This is a genomic window from Nocardia sp. N2S4-5 (assembly GCF_044628355.1).
Lineage (GTDB): Bacteria > Actinomycetota > Actinomycetes > Mycobacteriales > Mycobacteriaceae > Nocardia > Nocardia wallacei_B.
Genome location: NZ_JBIUPM010000001.1, coordinates 5,354,592 through 5,370,933, shown reverse-complemented (window position 1 = coordinate 5,370,933; position 16,342 = coordinate 5,354,592). Strand labels below are relative to the sequence as shown.

Annotated in this window: 15 protein-coding genes; 4 read left to right on the top strand and 11 right to left on the bottom strand. The window is 70.7% G+C overall.

Translation table 11 applies throughout. The annotated features are described in order from the left end of the window. Window positions 1-2: 2 nt before the first annotated feature. Genes ACFMRZ_RS24565 through ACFMRZ_RS24550 form a run of 4 tightly spaced genes read right to left on the bottom strand, consistent with a single transcriptional unit; the run spans window position 3 to window position 6,473 of the window. Window positions 3-2,021 (bottom strand): biotin carboxylase N-terminal domain-containing protein, encoded by a 2,019-nt coding sequence (locus ACFMRZ_RS24565; protein ID WP_400180921.1) that lies wholly within the window; start codon window positions 2,019-2,021, stop codon window positions 3-5. Window positions 2,022-2,029: 8 nt separating this feature from the next. Then, window positions 2,030-3,628, bottom strand: a complete 1,599-nt coding sequence (locus ACFMRZ_RS24560; protein WP_280272763.1) for an acyl-CoA carboxylase subunit beta — start codon at window positions 3,626-3,628, stop codon at window positions 2,030-2,032. After that, window positions 3,625-4,773 (bottom strand): acyl-CoA dehydrogenase family protein, encoded by a 1,149-nt coding sequence (locus ACFMRZ_RS24555; RefSeq protein WP_400180920.1) that lies wholly within the window; start codon window positions 4,771-4,773, stop codon window positions 3,625-3,627. The genes ACFMRZ_RS24560 and ACFMRZ_RS24555 overlap by 4 nt, the downstream gene beginning before the upstream one ends. Further along, window positions 4,770-6,473: an acyclic terpene utilization AtuA family protein gene (locus ACFMRZ_RS24550; protein WP_400180919.1), complete on the bottom strand. Its 1,704-nt coding sequence runs from the start codon at window positions 6,471-6,473 to the stop codon at window positions 4,770-4,772. Before ACFMRZ_RS24550 ends, ACFMRZ_RS24555 begins: the two co-directional genes overlap by 4 nt. Before the next feature lie 290 nt (window positions 6,474-6,763). Here ACFMRZ_RS24550 and ACFMRZ_RS24545 point away from each other — a divergent pair, with 290 nt between their 5' ends. After that, on the top strand, window positions 6,764-6,922 hold the full coding sequence (locus ACFMRZ_RS24545) for a hypothetical protein (protein WP_280272801.1): 159 nt from the start codon (window positions 6,764-6,766) through the stop codon (window positions 6,920-6,922). A 31-nt stretch (window positions 6,923-6,953) separates the two neighbouring features. Here the strand turns inward: ACFMRZ_RS24545 and ACFMRZ_RS24540 are convergent, their stop codons facing one another. From ACFMRZ_RS24540 to thiO, 6 genes are all read right to left on the bottom strand, one after another. Then, a complete protein-coding gene (locus ACFMRZ_RS24540) occupies window positions 6,954-7,718 on the bottom strand; it encodes an adenylate/guanylate cyclase domain-containing protein (RefSeq protein WP_280272799.1) in 765 nt (254 codons plus the stop codon). 414 nt (window positions 7,719-8,132) lie between these two features. Further along, complete coding sequence (locus ACFMRZ_RS24535; protein WP_280362891.1) at window positions 8,133-8,891, bottom strand: ABC transporter permease; 759 nt, start codon at window positions 8,889-8,891, stop codon at window positions 8,133-8,135. Then, complete coding sequence (locus ACFMRZ_RS24530; RefSeq protein ID WP_400180918.1) at window positions 8,891-9,826, bottom strand: ABC transporter ATP-binding protein; 936 nt, start codon at window positions 9,824-9,826, stop codon at window positions 8,891-8,893. The genes ACFMRZ_RS24535 and ACFMRZ_RS24530 overlap by 1 nt, the downstream gene beginning before the upstream one ends. A gap of 226 nt (window positions 9,827-10,052) precedes the next feature. Next, window positions 10,053-10,826, bottom strand: coding sequence for a thiazole synthase (locus ACFMRZ_RS24525; RefSeq protein ID WP_280272768.1), 774 nt, complete (start codon window positions 10,824-10,826; stop codon window positions 10,053-10,055). Then, entirely contained in the window at window positions 10,819-11,034 is a 216-nt protein-coding gene (gene thiS / locus ACFMRZ_RS24520) for a sulfur carrier protein ThiS (protein ID WP_280272769.1), read from the bottom strand. Before thiS ends, ACFMRZ_RS24525 begins: the two co-directional genes overlap by 8 nt. Beyond that, the gene (thiO, locus tag ACFMRZ_RS24515; protein WP_400180917.1) at window positions 11,031-12,101 is read right to left on the bottom strand and encodes a glycine oxidase ThiO; all 1,071 of its coding nucleotides are present in this window, start codon (window positions 12,099-12,101) and stop codon (window positions 11,031-11,033) included. The genes thiS and thiO overlap by 4 nt, the downstream gene beginning before the upstream one ends. Window positions 12,102-12,248: 147 nt before the next feature. On the opposite strand from thiO, the gene thiE reads away from it, so the two are divergent. Then, the gene (gene thiE / locus ACFMRZ_RS24510; protein ID WP_400180916.1) at window positions 12,249-12,953 is read left to right on the top strand and encodes a thiamine phosphate synthase; all 705 of its coding nucleotides are present in this window, start codon (window positions 12,249-12,251) and stop codon (window positions 12,951-12,953) included. A 288-nt stretch (window positions 12,954-13,241) separates the two neighbouring features. Here the strand turns inward: thiE and ACFMRZ_RS24505 are convergent, their stop codons facing one another. Continuing rightward, a complete protein-coding gene (locus ACFMRZ_RS24505) occupies window positions 13,242-13,895 on the bottom strand; it encodes an NUDIX hydrolase (RefSeq protein WP_400180915.1) in 654 nt (217 codons plus the stop codon). Between the two features lie 134 nt (window positions 13,896-14,029). Here ACFMRZ_RS24505 and ACFMRZ_RS24500 point away from each other — a divergent pair, with 134 nt between their 5' ends. Both ACFMRZ_RS24500 and ACFMRZ_RS24495 read left to right on the top strand, forming a co-directional pair. Beyond that, window positions 14,030-15,376: a hypothetical protein gene (locus tag ACFMRZ_RS24500; RefSeq protein WP_400180914.1), complete on the top strand. Its 1,347-nt coding sequence runs from the start codon at window positions 14,030-14,032 to the stop codon at window positions 15,374-15,376. Continuing rightward, window positions 15,373-16,341 (top strand): glutamate ABC transporter substrate-binding protein, encoded by a 969-nt coding sequence (locus tag ACFMRZ_RS24495; protein ID WP_400180913.1) that lies wholly within the window; start codon window positions 15,373-15,375, stop codon window positions 16,339-16,341. The genes ACFMRZ_RS24500 and ACFMRZ_RS24495 overlap by 4 nt, the downstream gene beginning before the upstream one ends. Window position 16,342: the final 1 nt, after the last annotated feature.

Genomic DNA, 16,342 nt, shown 5'->3' with positions numbered 1-16,342 from the left:
CCCTACTCCTGGGATTCGGCGTCGGTGGTCTCTTCGGGTCGCACGACCGCCAGCACGGTGCCGACGTCGACCTGTTGTCCCGCGGTCACATTCAGTTCGGCCAGCACGCCGGTGGCGGGGGCGGTGATGGTGTGCTCCATCTTCATCGCCTCCAGCCACAGGATCGGCTGTCCCAGTTCGACCCGGGCGCCGACCTCGGCGGCGACCCGGATCACCGCGCCGGGCATCGGCGCCAGCAGTGAGCCCTCGGCGACCTGCTCGGCGGGATCCTCGAAGCGCGGGAGCCGCCGCACGGTCACCGGCCCCAGCGGCGAATCCACCGCCACCAGTACGGGTCCCGAGCCGGTCGACGGGTACCGGGCGACGTCGAAGCGGCGGCGCACCGGGCCACGCGGGCCGGGTACCGCCAGCGTCACGACATCCGGTGTGGCCGCGAGCAATTCGATGCCGTCGTGGCCCTCGACCGTCAGCCCGGTACGGGTGAACCGATAGCGCACTTCGTGTGTGCCGGTGGTGCGGCTGTCGTAGGACTTGGTCTGCGGCTGCGCGGGCAGGTTGCGCCAGCCGCTGGGCAGGCCGCCGCCCACGCGGGCGCGCGACCGGTTGGCCGCCGCGTCGGCGAGCGCGGCCGCGACGATGGACAACTCCTCGTCGGCCACCGAAACCAAAGGCGCGGAAAGGTTTTCCAGGCCGTGGGTGGCGAAGAACGCGGTATCGGTGTCGCCGGCGCGGAACGCCGGATGCTCGAGCACCCGCACCAGCAGGTCGCGGTTGGTGACCAGGCCGTGAATCCGTGCGCGCCGCAGCGCGGCGGCCAGCAGGTGTGCCGCCTCGTCGCGCGTCTCGGCGTAGGAGATCACCTTGGCCAGCATCGGGTCGTAGTGCACGCCGACCACGGACCCGTCTCGCACGCCGGAATCCAGTCGCACCCCGGGCTCGCGCAGGACGGTGAATTCGGCGGCGCGACCGAAATCGAGGCGGTGCACGGCGCCGCTCTGCGGCTGCCACTCCTGCGCCGGATCCTCGGCGTACAGGCGCACCTCGATGGAGTGGCCCCGCATCGGCGGCGGCGCGGCGGGCAGCCGACGGCCCTGCGCGACCTGCACCTGCAGCCGGACCAGATCCAGCCCGGTGGTGTTCTCGGTGACCGGATGCTCCACCTGTAGCCGGGTGTTCATCTCCAGGAAGAAGAACTCGCCCGCCTCGTCCGCGAGGAACTCCACGGTGCCCGCGCCCTCGTAGCCGATGGCCTCGGCGGCCAGCCGGGCCGCGCGAAACAGCCTGTCGCGCATGTCATCTACCCGTTCCACCAGCGGTGATGGCGCTTCTTCCACCACCTTCTGATGCCGGCGCTGAATGGAGCACTCACGCTCGCCGACGGCCCAGACGGTGCCGTGGGTATCGGCCATCACCTGCACCTCGATGTGCCGGCCGGTCTCGAGGTAGCGCTCGCAGAACACCGTCGGGTCGCCGAAGGCCGATTCCGCCTCGCGCCGTGCGGCTTCCAGCTGACCCGGCAGCTCCGCCAACGACCGCACCACTCGCATGCCACGACCGCCGCCGCCGGCGGAGGCCTTGATCAGCACCGGCAGCAGCGCGTCAGTGACCTCGGCGGGGTCCAGTTCGGCCAGGACCGGCACCCCGGCGGCGTCCATCATCTTCTTGGACTCCACCTTCGAGCCCATCTGCTCGATGGCGGCGACCGGCGGACCGATCCAGGTCAGTCCGGCCGCGAGCACGGCGCGCGCGAAATCGGCGTTCTCGGAAAGGAATCCGTAGCCGGGGTGGATCGCGTCGGCGCCCGCGGCCAGCGCCGCCTCGACGATCAGGTCGCCCCGCAGATACGTCTCGCCGGGAGTATTGCCGGGCAACCGAATCGCGGCGTCGGCCTCCCCCACGTGGGGCGCGTCCGCGTCGGCGTCCGAATACACCGCGACGGTACCGAGGCCCATCCGGCGGCACGTGGCGAATACCCGCCGCGCGATCTCCCCGCGGTTGGCGACCAGGACTGTGCTGAGCATGCCGGCCCTCACATTCGGAAGACGCCGAAGCCCTCGGCGCCCTTGATCGGGGCATTGTGGATGGCGGACAACGCCATTCCCAACACCGTGCGGGTATCGCGGGGATCGATGACGCCGTCGTCGTAGAGGCGGCCGGACATGAACATCGGCAGCGACTCCGCCTCGATCTGCGCCTCGATCATCGCGCGCATCCCGGCGTCGGCCTGCTCGTCGAACGGCTGCCCCTTGGCCTCGGCGGACGCGCGGCTGACGATCGAGATCACACCGGCCAGCTGCGCGCCGCCCATCACCGCGGATTTCGCACTGGGCCAGGCGAAGACGAAGCGGGGATCGTAGGCGCGCCCGCACATGCCGTAGTGCCCCGCGCCGTAGGAGGCGCCCATCAGCACCGAGATGTGCGGCACCTTGGAATTGGAGACGGCGTTGATCATCATCGCGCCGTGCTTGATGATGCCCTTCTGCTCGTACTCCTTGCCGACCATGTACCCGGTCGTGTTGTGCAGGAACAACAGTGGGGTGTTCGACTGGTTGGCCAGCTGGATGAACTGCGTGGCCTTCTGCGACTCCTCCGAGAACAGCACGCCGCGCGCGTTCGCCAGGATGCCGACCGGATAGCCGTGCAGCTCGGCCCATCCCGTGACCAGGCTGGAGCCGTACAGCGGTTTGAACTCGTCGAAATCCGACCCGTCGACCACCCGGGCGATCACCTCGCGCGGATCGAAGGGGACCTTCAGGTCGGCGGGCACGATGCCGAGCAGTTCCTCCGGGTCGTACAGCGGCTCGATGACCTCCGCCCGCGGCGCCGGACCCCGCTTGCGCCAGTTCAGCCGCCGCACGATGGACCGGCCGAGCCGGATGGCGTCCTGCTCGTCCACGGCCAGATAGTCGGCCAGGCCGGAGACGCGCGCGTGCATCTCGGCGCCGCCGAGCGACTCGTCGTCGGACTCCTCGCCGGTGGCCATCTTTACCAGCGGCGGCCCGCCGAGGAAGACCTTGGAGCGCTCCTTGATCATCACCGTGTAGTCGGACATGCCGGGGATGTAGGCGCCGCCGGCGGTCGAATTGCCGAAAACCAGTGCGATGGTGGGGATTCCGGCCGCGGAGGCCTGGGTGAGATCGCGGAACATGCGCCCGCCCGGGACGAAGACCTCCTTCTGAGTGGGCAGGTCGGCGCCGCCGGACTCGACCAGCCCGATCACCGGCAGCCGGTTCTGCATGACGATGTCGTTCATGCGCAGGTTCTTGCGCAGCGTCCACGGGTTCGAGGTGCCGCCGCGCACCGTGGGATCCGGGGCCACGATCATGCATTCGACGCCCTCGACGATGCCGATGCCCGCGATCACGCTCGCGCCGACGTGGAAGTCGCTGCCCCACGCCGCGAGCGGGCACAGCTCGAGAAACGGCGAGTCCTCGTCCACGAGCAGTTCGATGCGCTCGCGCGCGGTCAGCTTGCCGCGCTTGCGATGTCGCGCCAGCTTGTCCGGCCCACCGCCCGCGATGGCCTTCGCGAACTCGCCCTCGATCTCGGTGAGCTTGGCCCGCATCGCCTCGGCCGCGGCCTGATAGTCCGCCGACCCGGCATCGACGGCGGTACGCAGAATGCTCATGACTGGAACCCCAATCGCTTTGCCGCCAGCGCGGTCAGAATTTCGGTGGTGCCGCCACCGATGCCCAGGATGCGGATGTCACGGTACTGCCGCTCCACCTCGGATTCGCGCATGTAGCCGAGACCGCCGAACAGCTGCACCGACTGGTTGGCCACCCATTCCGCGGCCTCCACCGCGGTGTTCTTGGCGAAGCACACCTCGGCGATCAGATCGGTCTCGCCCTCGGCGGCGCGCTCGGCCACCCGGCGGGTGTACACCCGCGCGACGTCGATCCGCCGCGCCATCTCGGCCAGCGTGTTCTGCACGGCCTGGCGGGCGATCAACGGGCGGCCGAAGGTCTCGCGGTCGCGGCACCACCGCAGGGTCAGGTCCAGGCAGCGTTGCGCCTGCGCGTACGCCTGCACGGCCAGCCCCACCCGCTCGCTCACGAAAGCCGCTGCGATCTGGGCGAATCCGCTGTTCTCCGGGCCGACCAGATTCTCCACCGGCACCCGCGCGTCGACATACGACAGCTCCGCGGTGTCCGAGGCCAGCCAGCCCATCTTCTCCAGCTTGCGGCTCACCGTGAAACCCGGCGTGCCCTTCTCGACCACCAGCAGCGACACACCCGCGGCGCCGGAACCGCCGGTCCGCACCGCGGTCACCACGAAGTCGGCGCGGGTCCCCGAGGTGATGTAGGTCTTGGCGCCGTTGACGACGAAATGGTCGCCGTCGCGCACCGCGCTGGTCGTCAGATGTCCCACATCCGATCCCCCGCCCGGCTCCGTGATGGCCAGCGAGCCGATCTTCTCGCCCGCCAGCGTCGGCCGCGCCCAGCGCTCGATGTGCTCGGCGTTGCCCGAGGCGATGATGTGCGGCACCGCGATACCGCAGGTGAACAGCGAGGCGAACAATCCGCCGGACGCGCCCGCCTGATGCATCTCCTCGCAGACGACGGCCGCGTCGATGCCGTCACCGCCCGCGCCGCCGACCGCCTCGGGGAACTGGATGCCCAGCAGGCCCAGCGCACCGGCCCGCTTGTGCAGCTCGCGCGGGATCTCGCCGGCCCGCTCCCATTCGTCCAGGTGCGGCAGGATCTCGCGTTCCACGAAACCTCTGACGGTGGAACGCAATTCGCGGCGCTCCGGGTTCTCCCACACATTCATGTCAGCAGCTCCACGGGGATATCGATGTGCCGGGACCGCAGCCATTCGCCGAGTCCCTTGGCCTGTGGGTCGAAGCGGGCCTGGTAGGCCACGCCCGCGCCGAGGATGCCCTCGACGACGAAGTTCAGCGCCCGCAATTCGGGCAGTACGTGCCGGGTGACCGGCAGGTGCGCGGTCTCCGGCAGCAGTGTCCGCAGCGCGTCCACGGTCAGCGTGTGCGCCAGCCAGCGCCACTGCGCGTCGGTGCGCACCCACACGCCGATATTGGCGTTGCCGCCCTTGTCGCCGCTGCGCGCCAGCGCCAGGGTGCCCAGCGGAACGCGCCGGGTCGCACCGTCCGGCCACGGCTCCGGCAACGCGGGTTCCGGCACCTCGGTGAGTGCGAGAGTGGTTGCGGGCGCGGCGATCTCGACCCGCTCGCCGTCCGGGAGCACCGCGATGTGCGGCACCTCGGCCGCGTCGACGTATCCCGGCGTGAAAACCCCGTAGGGGCCGCCGTTTCCGGGCGGCGAGGTCATGGTGCAGCCCGGATAGCTGGCCAGCGCCAATTCCACGGCCACACCGGAGAACTTGCGGCCCACCGTGTCCGGGTTCGGGTCGCGGACCACGCAGCGCAGCAGCGCGCTGGCCTGCTCCTCGGTGTCGGCATCGGGCCGGTCTGTCCGCGACAGCGTCCACTCCAGCTCGGCCGGGCGCACCGGCAGCCACTTCTCCAGCTGCCGTTGTGCCAGTTCGGCTTTCGCCTCGATGTCCAGGCCGGTGAGCACGAAGGTCATCTCGTTGCGGAAGCCGCCGAGGGTGTTCAGCGACACCTTCAGGCTCGGCGGCGGCGCCTCGCCCCGGACACCGCTCACGAGCACCCGGTCCGGCCCCTCCTGCGCGAGCTCGATACTGTCCAGCCGCGTCGTCACGTCCGGGCCCGCGTACCGCGCGCCCTGGATCTCGTACATCAACTGCGCCTCGACGGTGTCGACAGTGACCGCGCCGCCGGTGTTCTCGTGCTTGGTGATGACGCTGCTGCCGTCGCGGCGCACCTCCGCGATCGGGAAACCGGGCCGGTCCAGGTCGGCGATCTCGGTGAAGAACGCGAAGTTCCCGCCCGTCGCCTGCGTGCCGCACTCGATCACGTGCCCCGCCACCGTCGCCCCGGCCAGCGCGTCGAAATCGTCACGGGCCCAGCCGAAGTGGGCCGCCGCCGGGCCGACCACCAAGGCCGCGTCGGTGACCCGGCCGGTCACCACCACATCCGCACCGGCCCGCAGGCACTCCGCGATGCCCCATGCCCCCAGATAGGCGTTGGCGGCCAGCGGCGCACCCAGACCCAGCTCCGCCGCCCGCGGCAGCAGATCGTCGCCCTCCACATGCGCCACCCGCGCCGCCACGCCCAGTTTGTCGGCCACCTCGCGCAACCGCTGCGCCAGGCCCGCCGGGTTCAGGCCACCGGCATTGGCGACGATGCGCACGCCGCGCTCCAAGGCCAGGCCGAGGCAGTCCTCCACTTGTCGCACAAAGGTTTTGGCGTAGCCGAGGTTGGCGTCCTTCATCCGGTCGCGGCCCAGGATCAGCATGGTCAGCTCGGCGAGATAGTCCCCGGTGAGTACGTCGAGCTGCCCGCCCTCGAGCATCTCCCGCATCGCGCTCAGCCGGTCGCCGTAGAACCCGGAACAGTTCCCGATCCGGATGACGTCCGGACTGCTCATCGCGCCTCCGTAATTTTGGCGCCGCCTTCGGCGTCGCGGGGTTTGTGGCCCCTGGGGGGCTCGCGTTTCGAGGTCCGCCGCTCGCGACTTCGTCGCATGCGCGGCGGACCTCGAAACGCGAGCCGGGCCACAAACCGGGGGGTGGTTGCGTTACTGAGAGGGTTGCATCATGGTGGGAAAAAATCAAGCTTGCGTGCTTGTTAATTTGGGGCTCGTTGCTGTCTTTGCAGGTCGAGGGGTTTCTTAGGGTGCGGGGGGCTGGTGGTTCGGCGCACGGCAAGATGGTTTGCGTGTCCAACTCCGTGATCGTGGTGCTGCTGTTCGCTCTTGCGGGCTTCCTGCTGGGTGGGGCCTACAGCAGTTGGAAGAACACTCGGTGGCTGGCGATCGCGCTCGGCGTGTGCGGGGTGCTGGCGGTCGCGGGGGCGATCACGTGGATGGTGGGCTGACCGCCGGCCGAAGGCATGCCGGGATGTGGAACTAGTCCTCGTAGAGGCGGTAGATGCGTAGGTCCTCGGGGACGCCGCTGAGGGGGGCGGCGAAGAAGCTGCGGCGGTAGGGCTTGGGGGCGTAGCCGAGGGCGGGGAGGGTTTCCGGCTCCAGGGCTTGCAGGGTGGCGGCCGACAGCATGGTGTTGCCGTTGCCGCCCGCCTCCATCACGCGGGCCGCTATGGTCACGTCGACGCCGAGCCAGTCGCCGCCGATCTCGCGCGGGCTTCCCGTGTGCAGGCCGATGCGCATCTGGGGGCGGTAGCCCGATACCTCGACGCGGGCCAGATTCTCCTTCGCGGCGACCGCCGCCTGCACGGCCCGGTCCGGCGAACCGAACACCGCCATCACACCGTCGCCCATCCGCTTGACCACCCGGCCGCCGCGATCCACGATCGGCGGCTCGATGGCCTTGGCAACGCGGCGCAGCAGCTCCAGCGTGGCCTCGTCGCCCGCCGACAGCGACCAGCGGGAGAAGGCCACCAGGTCGGTGAACATCACCGTCATCTGCTCGCCGCCCTTGCCGCGACCGACCCGCTCCAGCATCGCCTGCCAGACCTGCAGGGCGCCCAGGCCGATCTCCTTGGCGGCGCTGGGGGTGTCGCCGACCAGTTTGTCGGCGGCGCGGGCCACCGCCCGCGGACCGCCCGGACCCGAAACCGACAGGGGGTCACCGAAAGCCGGGTCTCCGGGCAGGTTCTCGCGGGCGCGCCGGATCGCTCCGATGACATCGCGACGCTGATTGGCCGCGGCCATCAACGACGAGAACTGACCGGTGCGCAACCGGCCGCTCGGGCGCGGGCGGGGATTGCGGGAATCGGCATCGGGGGGATCCTCGGCGTCCGTCGGCGTGAGCGGGATCACGATATCCGGCACCGGTTCGGCCCGCCTGCTGCCCTCGCCCCGGCGCGACCCGCCCTTCTCCGGTCGACGTCGCGAACCGTCGGCGCGAGAACCGTTCTCGCCACTGCCGGAGGGTGTTTCGGTCACGGTCCGAGCCTAGCTCAGACACGAAGACACCGGCCCGATGCGAGGTGTTCGCATCGGGCCGGTGTGGTTGTCACGCGGGCCGGGCAGTGGCCCGGCGTGACTCGGGCGTAGCGGTCCCCCGACAGGACCGCCCTCCCGTCCCCGGGTGGCGAGGGATTGCTCCCGGGGGCTGGGCAGGTCTCAGGCGTCGCGGCGGTCCACCACGTACAGCGCGGCGGCGAGCACGACGGCGACGAAGACGGTGAAGTAGACCAGTCCACCCCACGCGCCCCAGTGCCAGTTGCCGGTCCCCTCCGAGCCGAGGAAGCGCTGCATGTTGGCGAAGGGCAGGAACGGCTGCACATTGCGGCCGAAGCTCCCGAACGCCCCCGCCAGCGGCTCCACCAGCATCGGCCACAGCACGATCAGCGCGATCGCGGCGGCGGACTGGCGCACCAGGACCCCGATCGCCACGGCCAGGATCGCGCCCAGAAAGGCGTAGACCGGGACGCCGATCAGGCCGCGCCAATCCTCCGCGGACGACAGCGTCAGGTGCGCACCGGCGTCCGAACCACTGATGACCTTGGCGATACCGAACGCCAGCAGCGCCAGCACCGCGGTGAGCACCGCACCGAAGACGGCGACCAGACCGGCCTTGGCGGCGATCACCCGCATGCGGTTGGGGGTGGCCTGGAAGGTGGTCCGGATGATCCCGAACCGGTATTCGCTGGTCACGGTCAGCGCCGACATGATCATCAGGATCATCACGCCCAGCCCGGTGAGACCCGAAACCGCCTGCGAGACAGTGAGTTCGAGGCTGCCCTCTTTGTTGTAGGAGGCCTTGGCCACCAGGCCGAACACGGCGGCCAGACCCAGCCCGATCACGACGACCGAGGCCGAGCACCACCACGGCGACCGGGTGGAGGTCAGTTTGATGCGTTCCGCTGTCAACACGCCCATCAGAGCGCACCTCCCATCACCTGTTCGATGCCTTCACCGTGATACTGCACCGCGCCGCCGGTCAGGCGCATGAACGCGTCCTCGAGCGAGGCCCGCTGCGGTGCCAGCTCGTAGAGCGTGATGCCGTTCGCGCCGGCCAGTTTGCCGACCGCGTCGCTGGTCTCCCCGACCACCAGCAGCGCCGCGGACTCGTCGTCCTCGCGCACCGTGAGGCCGTTGGAGGTGAGCAGGCTCCGCAACTGATCCAGCTGCGGACTCCGCACGCGCACAGTCGCTTCCGAGGCGTGCTCGATGAAATCCTTGGTGCTGGTGTCGGCGATCAGCTTGCCGCGGCCGATGACGACGAGATGGTCGGCCGTCTGCGCCATCTCCGACAGCAGGTGACTGGAGACCAGCACGGTGCGGCCCTCGGCGGCCAGCCGCTGCATGAACCGGCGGATCCACAGGATGCCCTCCGGGTCCAGTCCGTTGACCGGCTCGTCGAACAGCAGCACCGGCGGATCGCCGAGCAGCGCGCCCGCCAGGCCCAGCCGCTGCGACATGCCCAAGGAGAAGCCGCCGGCGTTCTTGTTGGCGACCTCGGTGAGGCCGACCAACCGCAGCACCTCCTCCACCCGGGACTCCGGGATGCCGCTGGAGGCCGCCATCCAGCGCAGATGCGACCGCGCCGAGCGATTGGGGTGCACCCACTTGGCATCCAGCAGCGCGCCGACGGTGCGCAGCGGGTCGTCCAGCTCGCGGTACGGCTTGCCCTGCACCAGCGCGGTGCCCGCGGTGGGCCGGTCCAGGCCCAGGATCATTCGCATCGTCGTCGACTTGCCGGCGCCGTTGGGCCCGAGAAACCCGGTGACCTGCCCGGGTTTCACCGAGAACGACAGATCGTCGACAGCGACGGTGGTGCCGAACCGTTTGGTCAGGCCAGTCACTTCGATCATGCCCACAGTCTTGCCGAGAATCCGCCCACTAACCATCGCTCACAGGTCGCGAGTCACATAGTCCTTCAGGATGACCGCGTCCCCTACCTTCGCCCGAGGCACCCCTGAGGCGCGTCGACGGTCCCCGGCTCCCAGTTAGCGGATCCGGTCCACTCCCCCGGCCTCCGGCCCGCCACCAAGCCCGGTCTCCGCCCGGCCTTCCGGGCGCGGACTCCGGGCGTGCCTGTCACAGCTCCGGTGACGACGCCTGGGCCCAGAAGCGCTTCGGGATGCGGCCCGCTTGCCGGGCCAGGTATCCGGCGCGCACCGCGTCGGCCATCGCGGTCGCCATCAGCGCCGGGCGGCGGGCCCGGGTGACCGCGGTCGCCAGCAGTACCGCAGCGCAGCCCAGTTCCATGGCGAGGGCGGCGTCGCTGGCGGTGCCGATCCCGGCGTCGAGGATGACCGGTACGTCCGCCTCGGCGACGATCATCTCGATATTGTGCGGATTGCCGATGCCCAAACCGGTGCCGATCGGGGCGCCCAGCGGCATGACGGCGGCGCACCCGGCGTCGGCGAGCCGGCGGGCCAGGATCGGATCGTCGTTGGTGTAGGGCAGGACGACGAAGCCGTCGTCGACCAGTTGTTCTGCGGCGCTTACCAATTCGATGGCATCGGGCAGCAGGGTGCGTTCGTCGGCGACGACCTCGAGCTTCACCCAGTCGGTGTCCAGGGCTTCGCGGGCCAGGCGCGCGGTCAGCACCGCCTCGGCGGCGGTGCGGCAGCCCGCGGTATTCGGCAGGGGGGCGATGTCCAGGCGTTTCAACAGGTCCAGCACGCCCGTGCCACCGGCCGCGTCGACGCGGCGCATGGCGACCGTGGTCAGCTCGGTCCCGGAGGCCAGCAGCGCCTCCTCCAGCACCGCCAGGTTCTCCGCGCCGCCGGTGCCCATGATCAGGCGGGAGCCGAAGACCCGGTCCGCGATGCGCAGCGGAGGCAGTTCGTGCGCGGCGTCAGCCACCCTGCACCGCCGTGAGCACCTCGATCGCCCAGCCGCGCCCGACCGGTTCGTCCCAGCGGGACTTCGGGAACACCGCGCCGTCGACCGCGAGCGCGATGCCCCGGCACGGCAGGTCCAGGCGCTCCAGCAGCTCGCGGACGGTGAGTTGCTCGGCGAACTCGTGATCCTCTCCGTTCACGGTCACGCCGATCGGGATGGTCGTGGTCATCTATTACCTCCTCGAACTGAAAACCGGTGCGGGTCGGCGACTTTCGCCTCCGGCAGCACCTCGCCGCCGAGCAGCGCCACGACCGCGTCCGCGGTCAGCGGCACGCCCAGGATGCCGTTGCGGCCGTGTCCGGCGGCGACTATCACGCGGTCGGACAGGCGGCCGAGCAGTGGCAGGTTGTCGGGAGTGCCCGGACGCGAACCCGCGGCGGCCTCCTGCAATTCGTATTCGCCGAGTGCGGGCAGGACCGCCTCGGCGTCGGCGATCAGGTCGCGCACGCCCGCGACGGTCACCGCGGTGTCGAAACCGGCCTCGTATTGTGTTGCGCCGACGACGATTCCGTCCGCGCGCGGCACCAGATACAGCGGGCGGCCGTGCACCCGGGCGCGGATCACCCGGCGCGGGGGCGGTGGCGCGCCCGGACGGTGTCGCAGGCGCAGAATCTCGCCCTTCACGGGATGCACCGGCAGGCCCGGCCACAGCCGCGCGGTGGCGGCTCCGGCGGCCAGCACGACATGGTCGTGCTCGCAGTCCTCCAGCGCCGCAACGGACTCGGCGACAATGTGCACACCGGCCTGTTCACAACAGCGGCGCAGGGCATTCAGCAGCAGCCGGTTGTCCACAGCCGGTTCGGTGGGCGCGAGCAGGCCCGCGCGGACGGTCCGGGCCAGATCGGGTTCCGCGGCCCGCACGCCCTGCCGGTCGAGCAGCCGCATCTCGTGGCCGCGCGCGGTCACGAAATCGGCGATGGTGCGCAGGTCGGCGGCGTCGGCGGCATCCAGGGCCACGGTCAGCGTCTCGTCGGCGACGAAGACCCGGATACCGGCCGCCGCCTCGAGCCGGGCGGCGAAATCGGGCCAGCGGGCCAGCGTGGCCGCGCCGAATTCCAGCGGCTCGTCTTCCCCCGGCCAGCCCTCCGACAGCGGGGCCAGCATGCCGCCGGCCACCCACGAGGCGCCCGTTCCGGCGGCCGGATCGAAGACCGTGACCGACCACCCCGCCGCGGCGGCGCGCCATGCCACCGACAGCCCGATCACACCCCCACCCACGACGGCCAGAGTTCGCATACCTTCCACCTCACTCGGTCCCGGATGACCGGGATCCGCCGACCGCGGGCACGCCCCGCGCCGAACGGCCTCCCCGCGCGGCCGCCTTCGCTGCGGGGATGTCCAGATGTTTCGACTACCCAAGGTACCGCGACTACGGTCGGTGACGTGCAACCGTCCCATCCGAACCGACCCGCGGCCCCGCGCGAACGCCTGGCCTCGGCACGGCTCTACCTGTGCACCGACGCCCGCCGCGACAAGGGCGACCTGGCCGCGTTCGCCGAGGCGGCGCTGGCGGGCGGAGTCGACATCATTCAGCTGCGCGACAAGGGCTCGGCCGGTGCGGCCGCGTTCGGCCCGCTGGAGGCGCGCGCGGAACTGGGCGCGCTGGCCGAACTGCGGGCCGCGACCCGCCGCCACGGCGCGCTGCTCGCGGTGAACGACCGCGCCGACATCGCGCACGCCGCCGGCGCCGATGTGCTGCACCTGGGCCAGGACGACCTGCCGCCCTGGTACGCGCGCAAGATCGTCGGACCGGATGTGGTCATCGGCCGTTCCACACACGCCCGCGACCAGGCGGGACTGGCCGCCATCGAAGAACACATCGACTACTTCTGCACCGGCCCGGTCTGGACCACCCCCACCAAACCCGGCCGCCCCGCCGCCGGACTGGACCTGATCCGCTCGACCGCCGACGCGCATCCCACCCGCCCCTGGTTCGCCATCGGCGGCATCGACAACCGCCGCCTACCCGAAATACTCGACGCGGGCGCGACCCGCATCGTCGTGGTCCGAGCCATCACCGCCGCCGACGACCCCGAATCCGCCGCCCGCACCCTCAAAGAGCGCCTGCTCGAGAACGCCGAGGCCTGACAAGCCACCGTCGCGCCTACCTCCGGTCGCGCGTCAATGCGCCGTCATCGACGCGTCGTCATCCGAGCGCACCACACGGATGCTGGGCAAACTGTGCATTCCGGGACGGGGCGAACAGCCTGTACGGCAAAGAGCGTCGATCCTCCGTGTGGTGCCCGGCAGCTATCGGCCGTATTACCGGAGGGCGCAATGCCTCGGACTACAGGGAACGTGTCGGTCGGGATCGCATGGGCCGCGGCACGGTTGGAGATTCGGGCAGCGCGGGGGCGGGACGCGTGCTGTCATATCTCAGGACAGCACCTGATCCAACGTGAGGAACAACACATTTCCCGCCATATCCGCGGAGGATCCGATCCGGGCCGAGCGTCCGCCCCCGCCGTTCGAGTGCAGCCAGACGAATCCGTGCTCGGCCAGGTCGACGGTGCGCGGCAACACCGCCGCCACCGCCGCGGGATCGGCCACATCGTCCAGGCTGACGCGGGCGGGCAGGGCGCGCAGCGACGGCCACGCCGCCGCGAAGCCGGGATGCAGCGGACGCGCGTCCACCTCTTCCTCGGGGACCCAGGCCAATTCGGCGCTCTCCCGGTTCGCGGTGGTGGCCAACGGCTCGGGCACATCGGCGACGACGGTGGTGTAGGTCCAGCCGCTCGGTGCGGTCGCCGTCACCCGCTCGCCGCGCACCCGCACGGCCGCCGGCGCGATCCCGGCCTCCTCGTGCGCCTCCCGTACCGCGGCGCGCACATTGCTCTCGTGGCTGTCGCGCGCACCGCCGGGCAGCGCCCAGGTGCCGCCCTGATGACTCCACGGCGCCCGATGCTGCAACAGCACCATCGCGCCCCCGCCTACCTGCGGCGCCCGCAGCAACAACCCCGCAGCCCCGAACAATCCCCATTGCCGCGTCCCGTCCGGGGAATGCACAAAGCCGTCTCCGTCACCACGCATATTCGCCTCGTCCCACTCTCGCCGGCACGGCCGTTCGGCTGCCGCGGCGGGGCGACACACCCGCGACGGCGCCGGTACGACCACAATAAGCTCAGTCCGACACAGCATGGGCCGGACCGCGATCGGAGGTGGGTATGACGCGCAGCACGCAACCGCGGCTGGACGAACTGTCCCCCCGCGCCGCGGCCGCCGCCGTACGCCGCCGCCTCGACGCCACCGATCTGCGGTCGTTCCTGCATTCTTCGCCCGCCAAATTGATCGCCGTCGGGTTACTGCTGTTGATCATGTGCCTGCTGGCGGGGGTGGTCACGGCGTCCGCGGTCAGCAGCCGCCAGCACGCCCTGGATCATCTGCTGGACGAATCCGAACCCGACGCGTATTCCGCTCAGCGCCTGTACGCCTCGCTGTCGGTGGCCGACGCGGCCGCCGGCACCGCGTTCATCTCCGGCGGCCTGGAACCCGAACCGGTTCGCGACCGCTACAGCCAGGCCATCGGCCAGGCCTCGGCGGAGCTGGTGGCCCAATCCAACGCCGGCACGGGCGCTTCCGGCGACAGCGACCCGGACGGCCGCCTGCGCACCGGCATCGCCACCGAGCTGCCGGTCTACACCGGACTGATCGAGACCGCCCGCGCCAACAATCGCGAGGGGCATCCGGTGGGCGCGGCCTACCTCAGCGAGGCCTCCAATCTGATGCAGACCACCATGCTGCAGATGGCTCGCGAACTCCAGGAACACCGGTCCGACGCCATCACCGAGACCCAGCGCCGCCACGTGCAACCGCCCTGGGCCGCGATCGTGCTGCCGATCCTGAGCCTGGCGGCCTTGATCGCCGCGCAGGTGTATCTCGCCCGCCGCTGGCAGCGGCTGTTGAATCCGGGACTGCTGCTGGCCTCGGGCACCCTGGTGATCCTGTTGTCCTGGACCGTGATCGCCGGTTCGGTGTCGGCGGTGGCCACCCTGCACGGCCGGGACGACGGCGCGGTGCCGACCTCGGAGCTGACCGAGAGCCGCATCCTCACCCAGCAGGCCCGCGCCGCCGAGACACTGAAGCTGGTGCGCCGCGACGCCAGCGGCGACTACGACCACATCTACGACGACGCCATCACCAAACTGACCACGCTGCTCACCCGATACCCCCAGGACGCACCGGGTTCCGGCGATGTCGGCACCGCGCGCGGAGCGCTGGACCGCTGGCGCGAGGCGCATCAGCGCATGAACGACGCGCTGGGCCGCGGCGACTTCCCCGGTGCGAGCGTCGTCGCGATCGGTCCCGGGGCCGACGGCGCCGCCGCCGCCGTGGAGGCGCTGGACAACGCGGTCGGCGAGGGCATCTCAGATGCCCGGAACCGGTTGCGCGGCGAGGTTTCCGACGCCGCCCGCGCGCTGGATCTGCTGTCGCCGGGTGCGCTGTTGCTGTCGGTGCTCGCCGCGTGCTTCGTGGTGGCGGGTCTGTGGCCGCGGCTGCGGGAGTACCGATGAGGGCGCGCGCATTCGCCCTGCTGCTGGCCACGGTGGCGCTGGCGGCCGGCGGTTGCGATACCGACTCGGCCGCGCCGCCGCCCGACCACACCGTCAGCTATTCCGAGCCGCCGCTGCCCGCGAAAGCCGGTCCGGCACAGACACAGTCGCCGTTGCCGCCGGAAACCGACCAGAACTGCGACGCGACCGCCAGCCTGCGACCCGACGGCGCGGCCGCCGGTCCCACCGTGGACGCCATCCGCGCGCGCGGGCGGCTGCTGGTCGGACTCGATCCCGGCAGCAACCTGTTCAGCTTCCGCGATCCGATCACGGGCACGCTGGCCGGATTCGACGTCGATATCGCCAAGGAGATCGCCCGCGACCTGTTCGGTGACCCGGAGCGGATCGAGTACCGCATCCTGGGCTCCGCGGATCGCGAACGGGCCCTGCAGGAACACACCGTCGACGTGGTGGTCAAGACGATGACGATCACCTGTGCGCGCCGCGAGCGGGTGACCTTCTCCAGTACGTACCTGATGTCGCATCAGCGGGTGCTGGCGGTGAAGAACTCCGGTATCAACGGGCTGGCCGATCTGGCGGGCAAGCGCGTGTGCGTGGTGAGCGGCACGACGTCGCTGGACCTGATCCGCCGCAAGCAGCCCGCCGCCTCGATCATGACCGTGCCCGCCTGGGCCGACTGCCTGGTGGTGCTGCAGCAGCGCCAGGTCGACGCGATCAGCACCGACGACGCGCTGCTGGCCGGTCTGGTGTCGCAGGACCAGTCGTACACGGAGATGGTCGGCGAGAACCTCAGCGACGAGCCGTACGGCGTCGGTATCCCGAAGGGCAACGACGACATGGTGCGCTTCGTCAACCGCACCCTGGACCGCCTGCGCGCCGACGGCACCTGGAACCGCTTCTACCAGAAGTGGTTGACGGTGCTCGGCCCCTCACCGGGCCCACCGCAGCCGAAATACCAGGACTGAC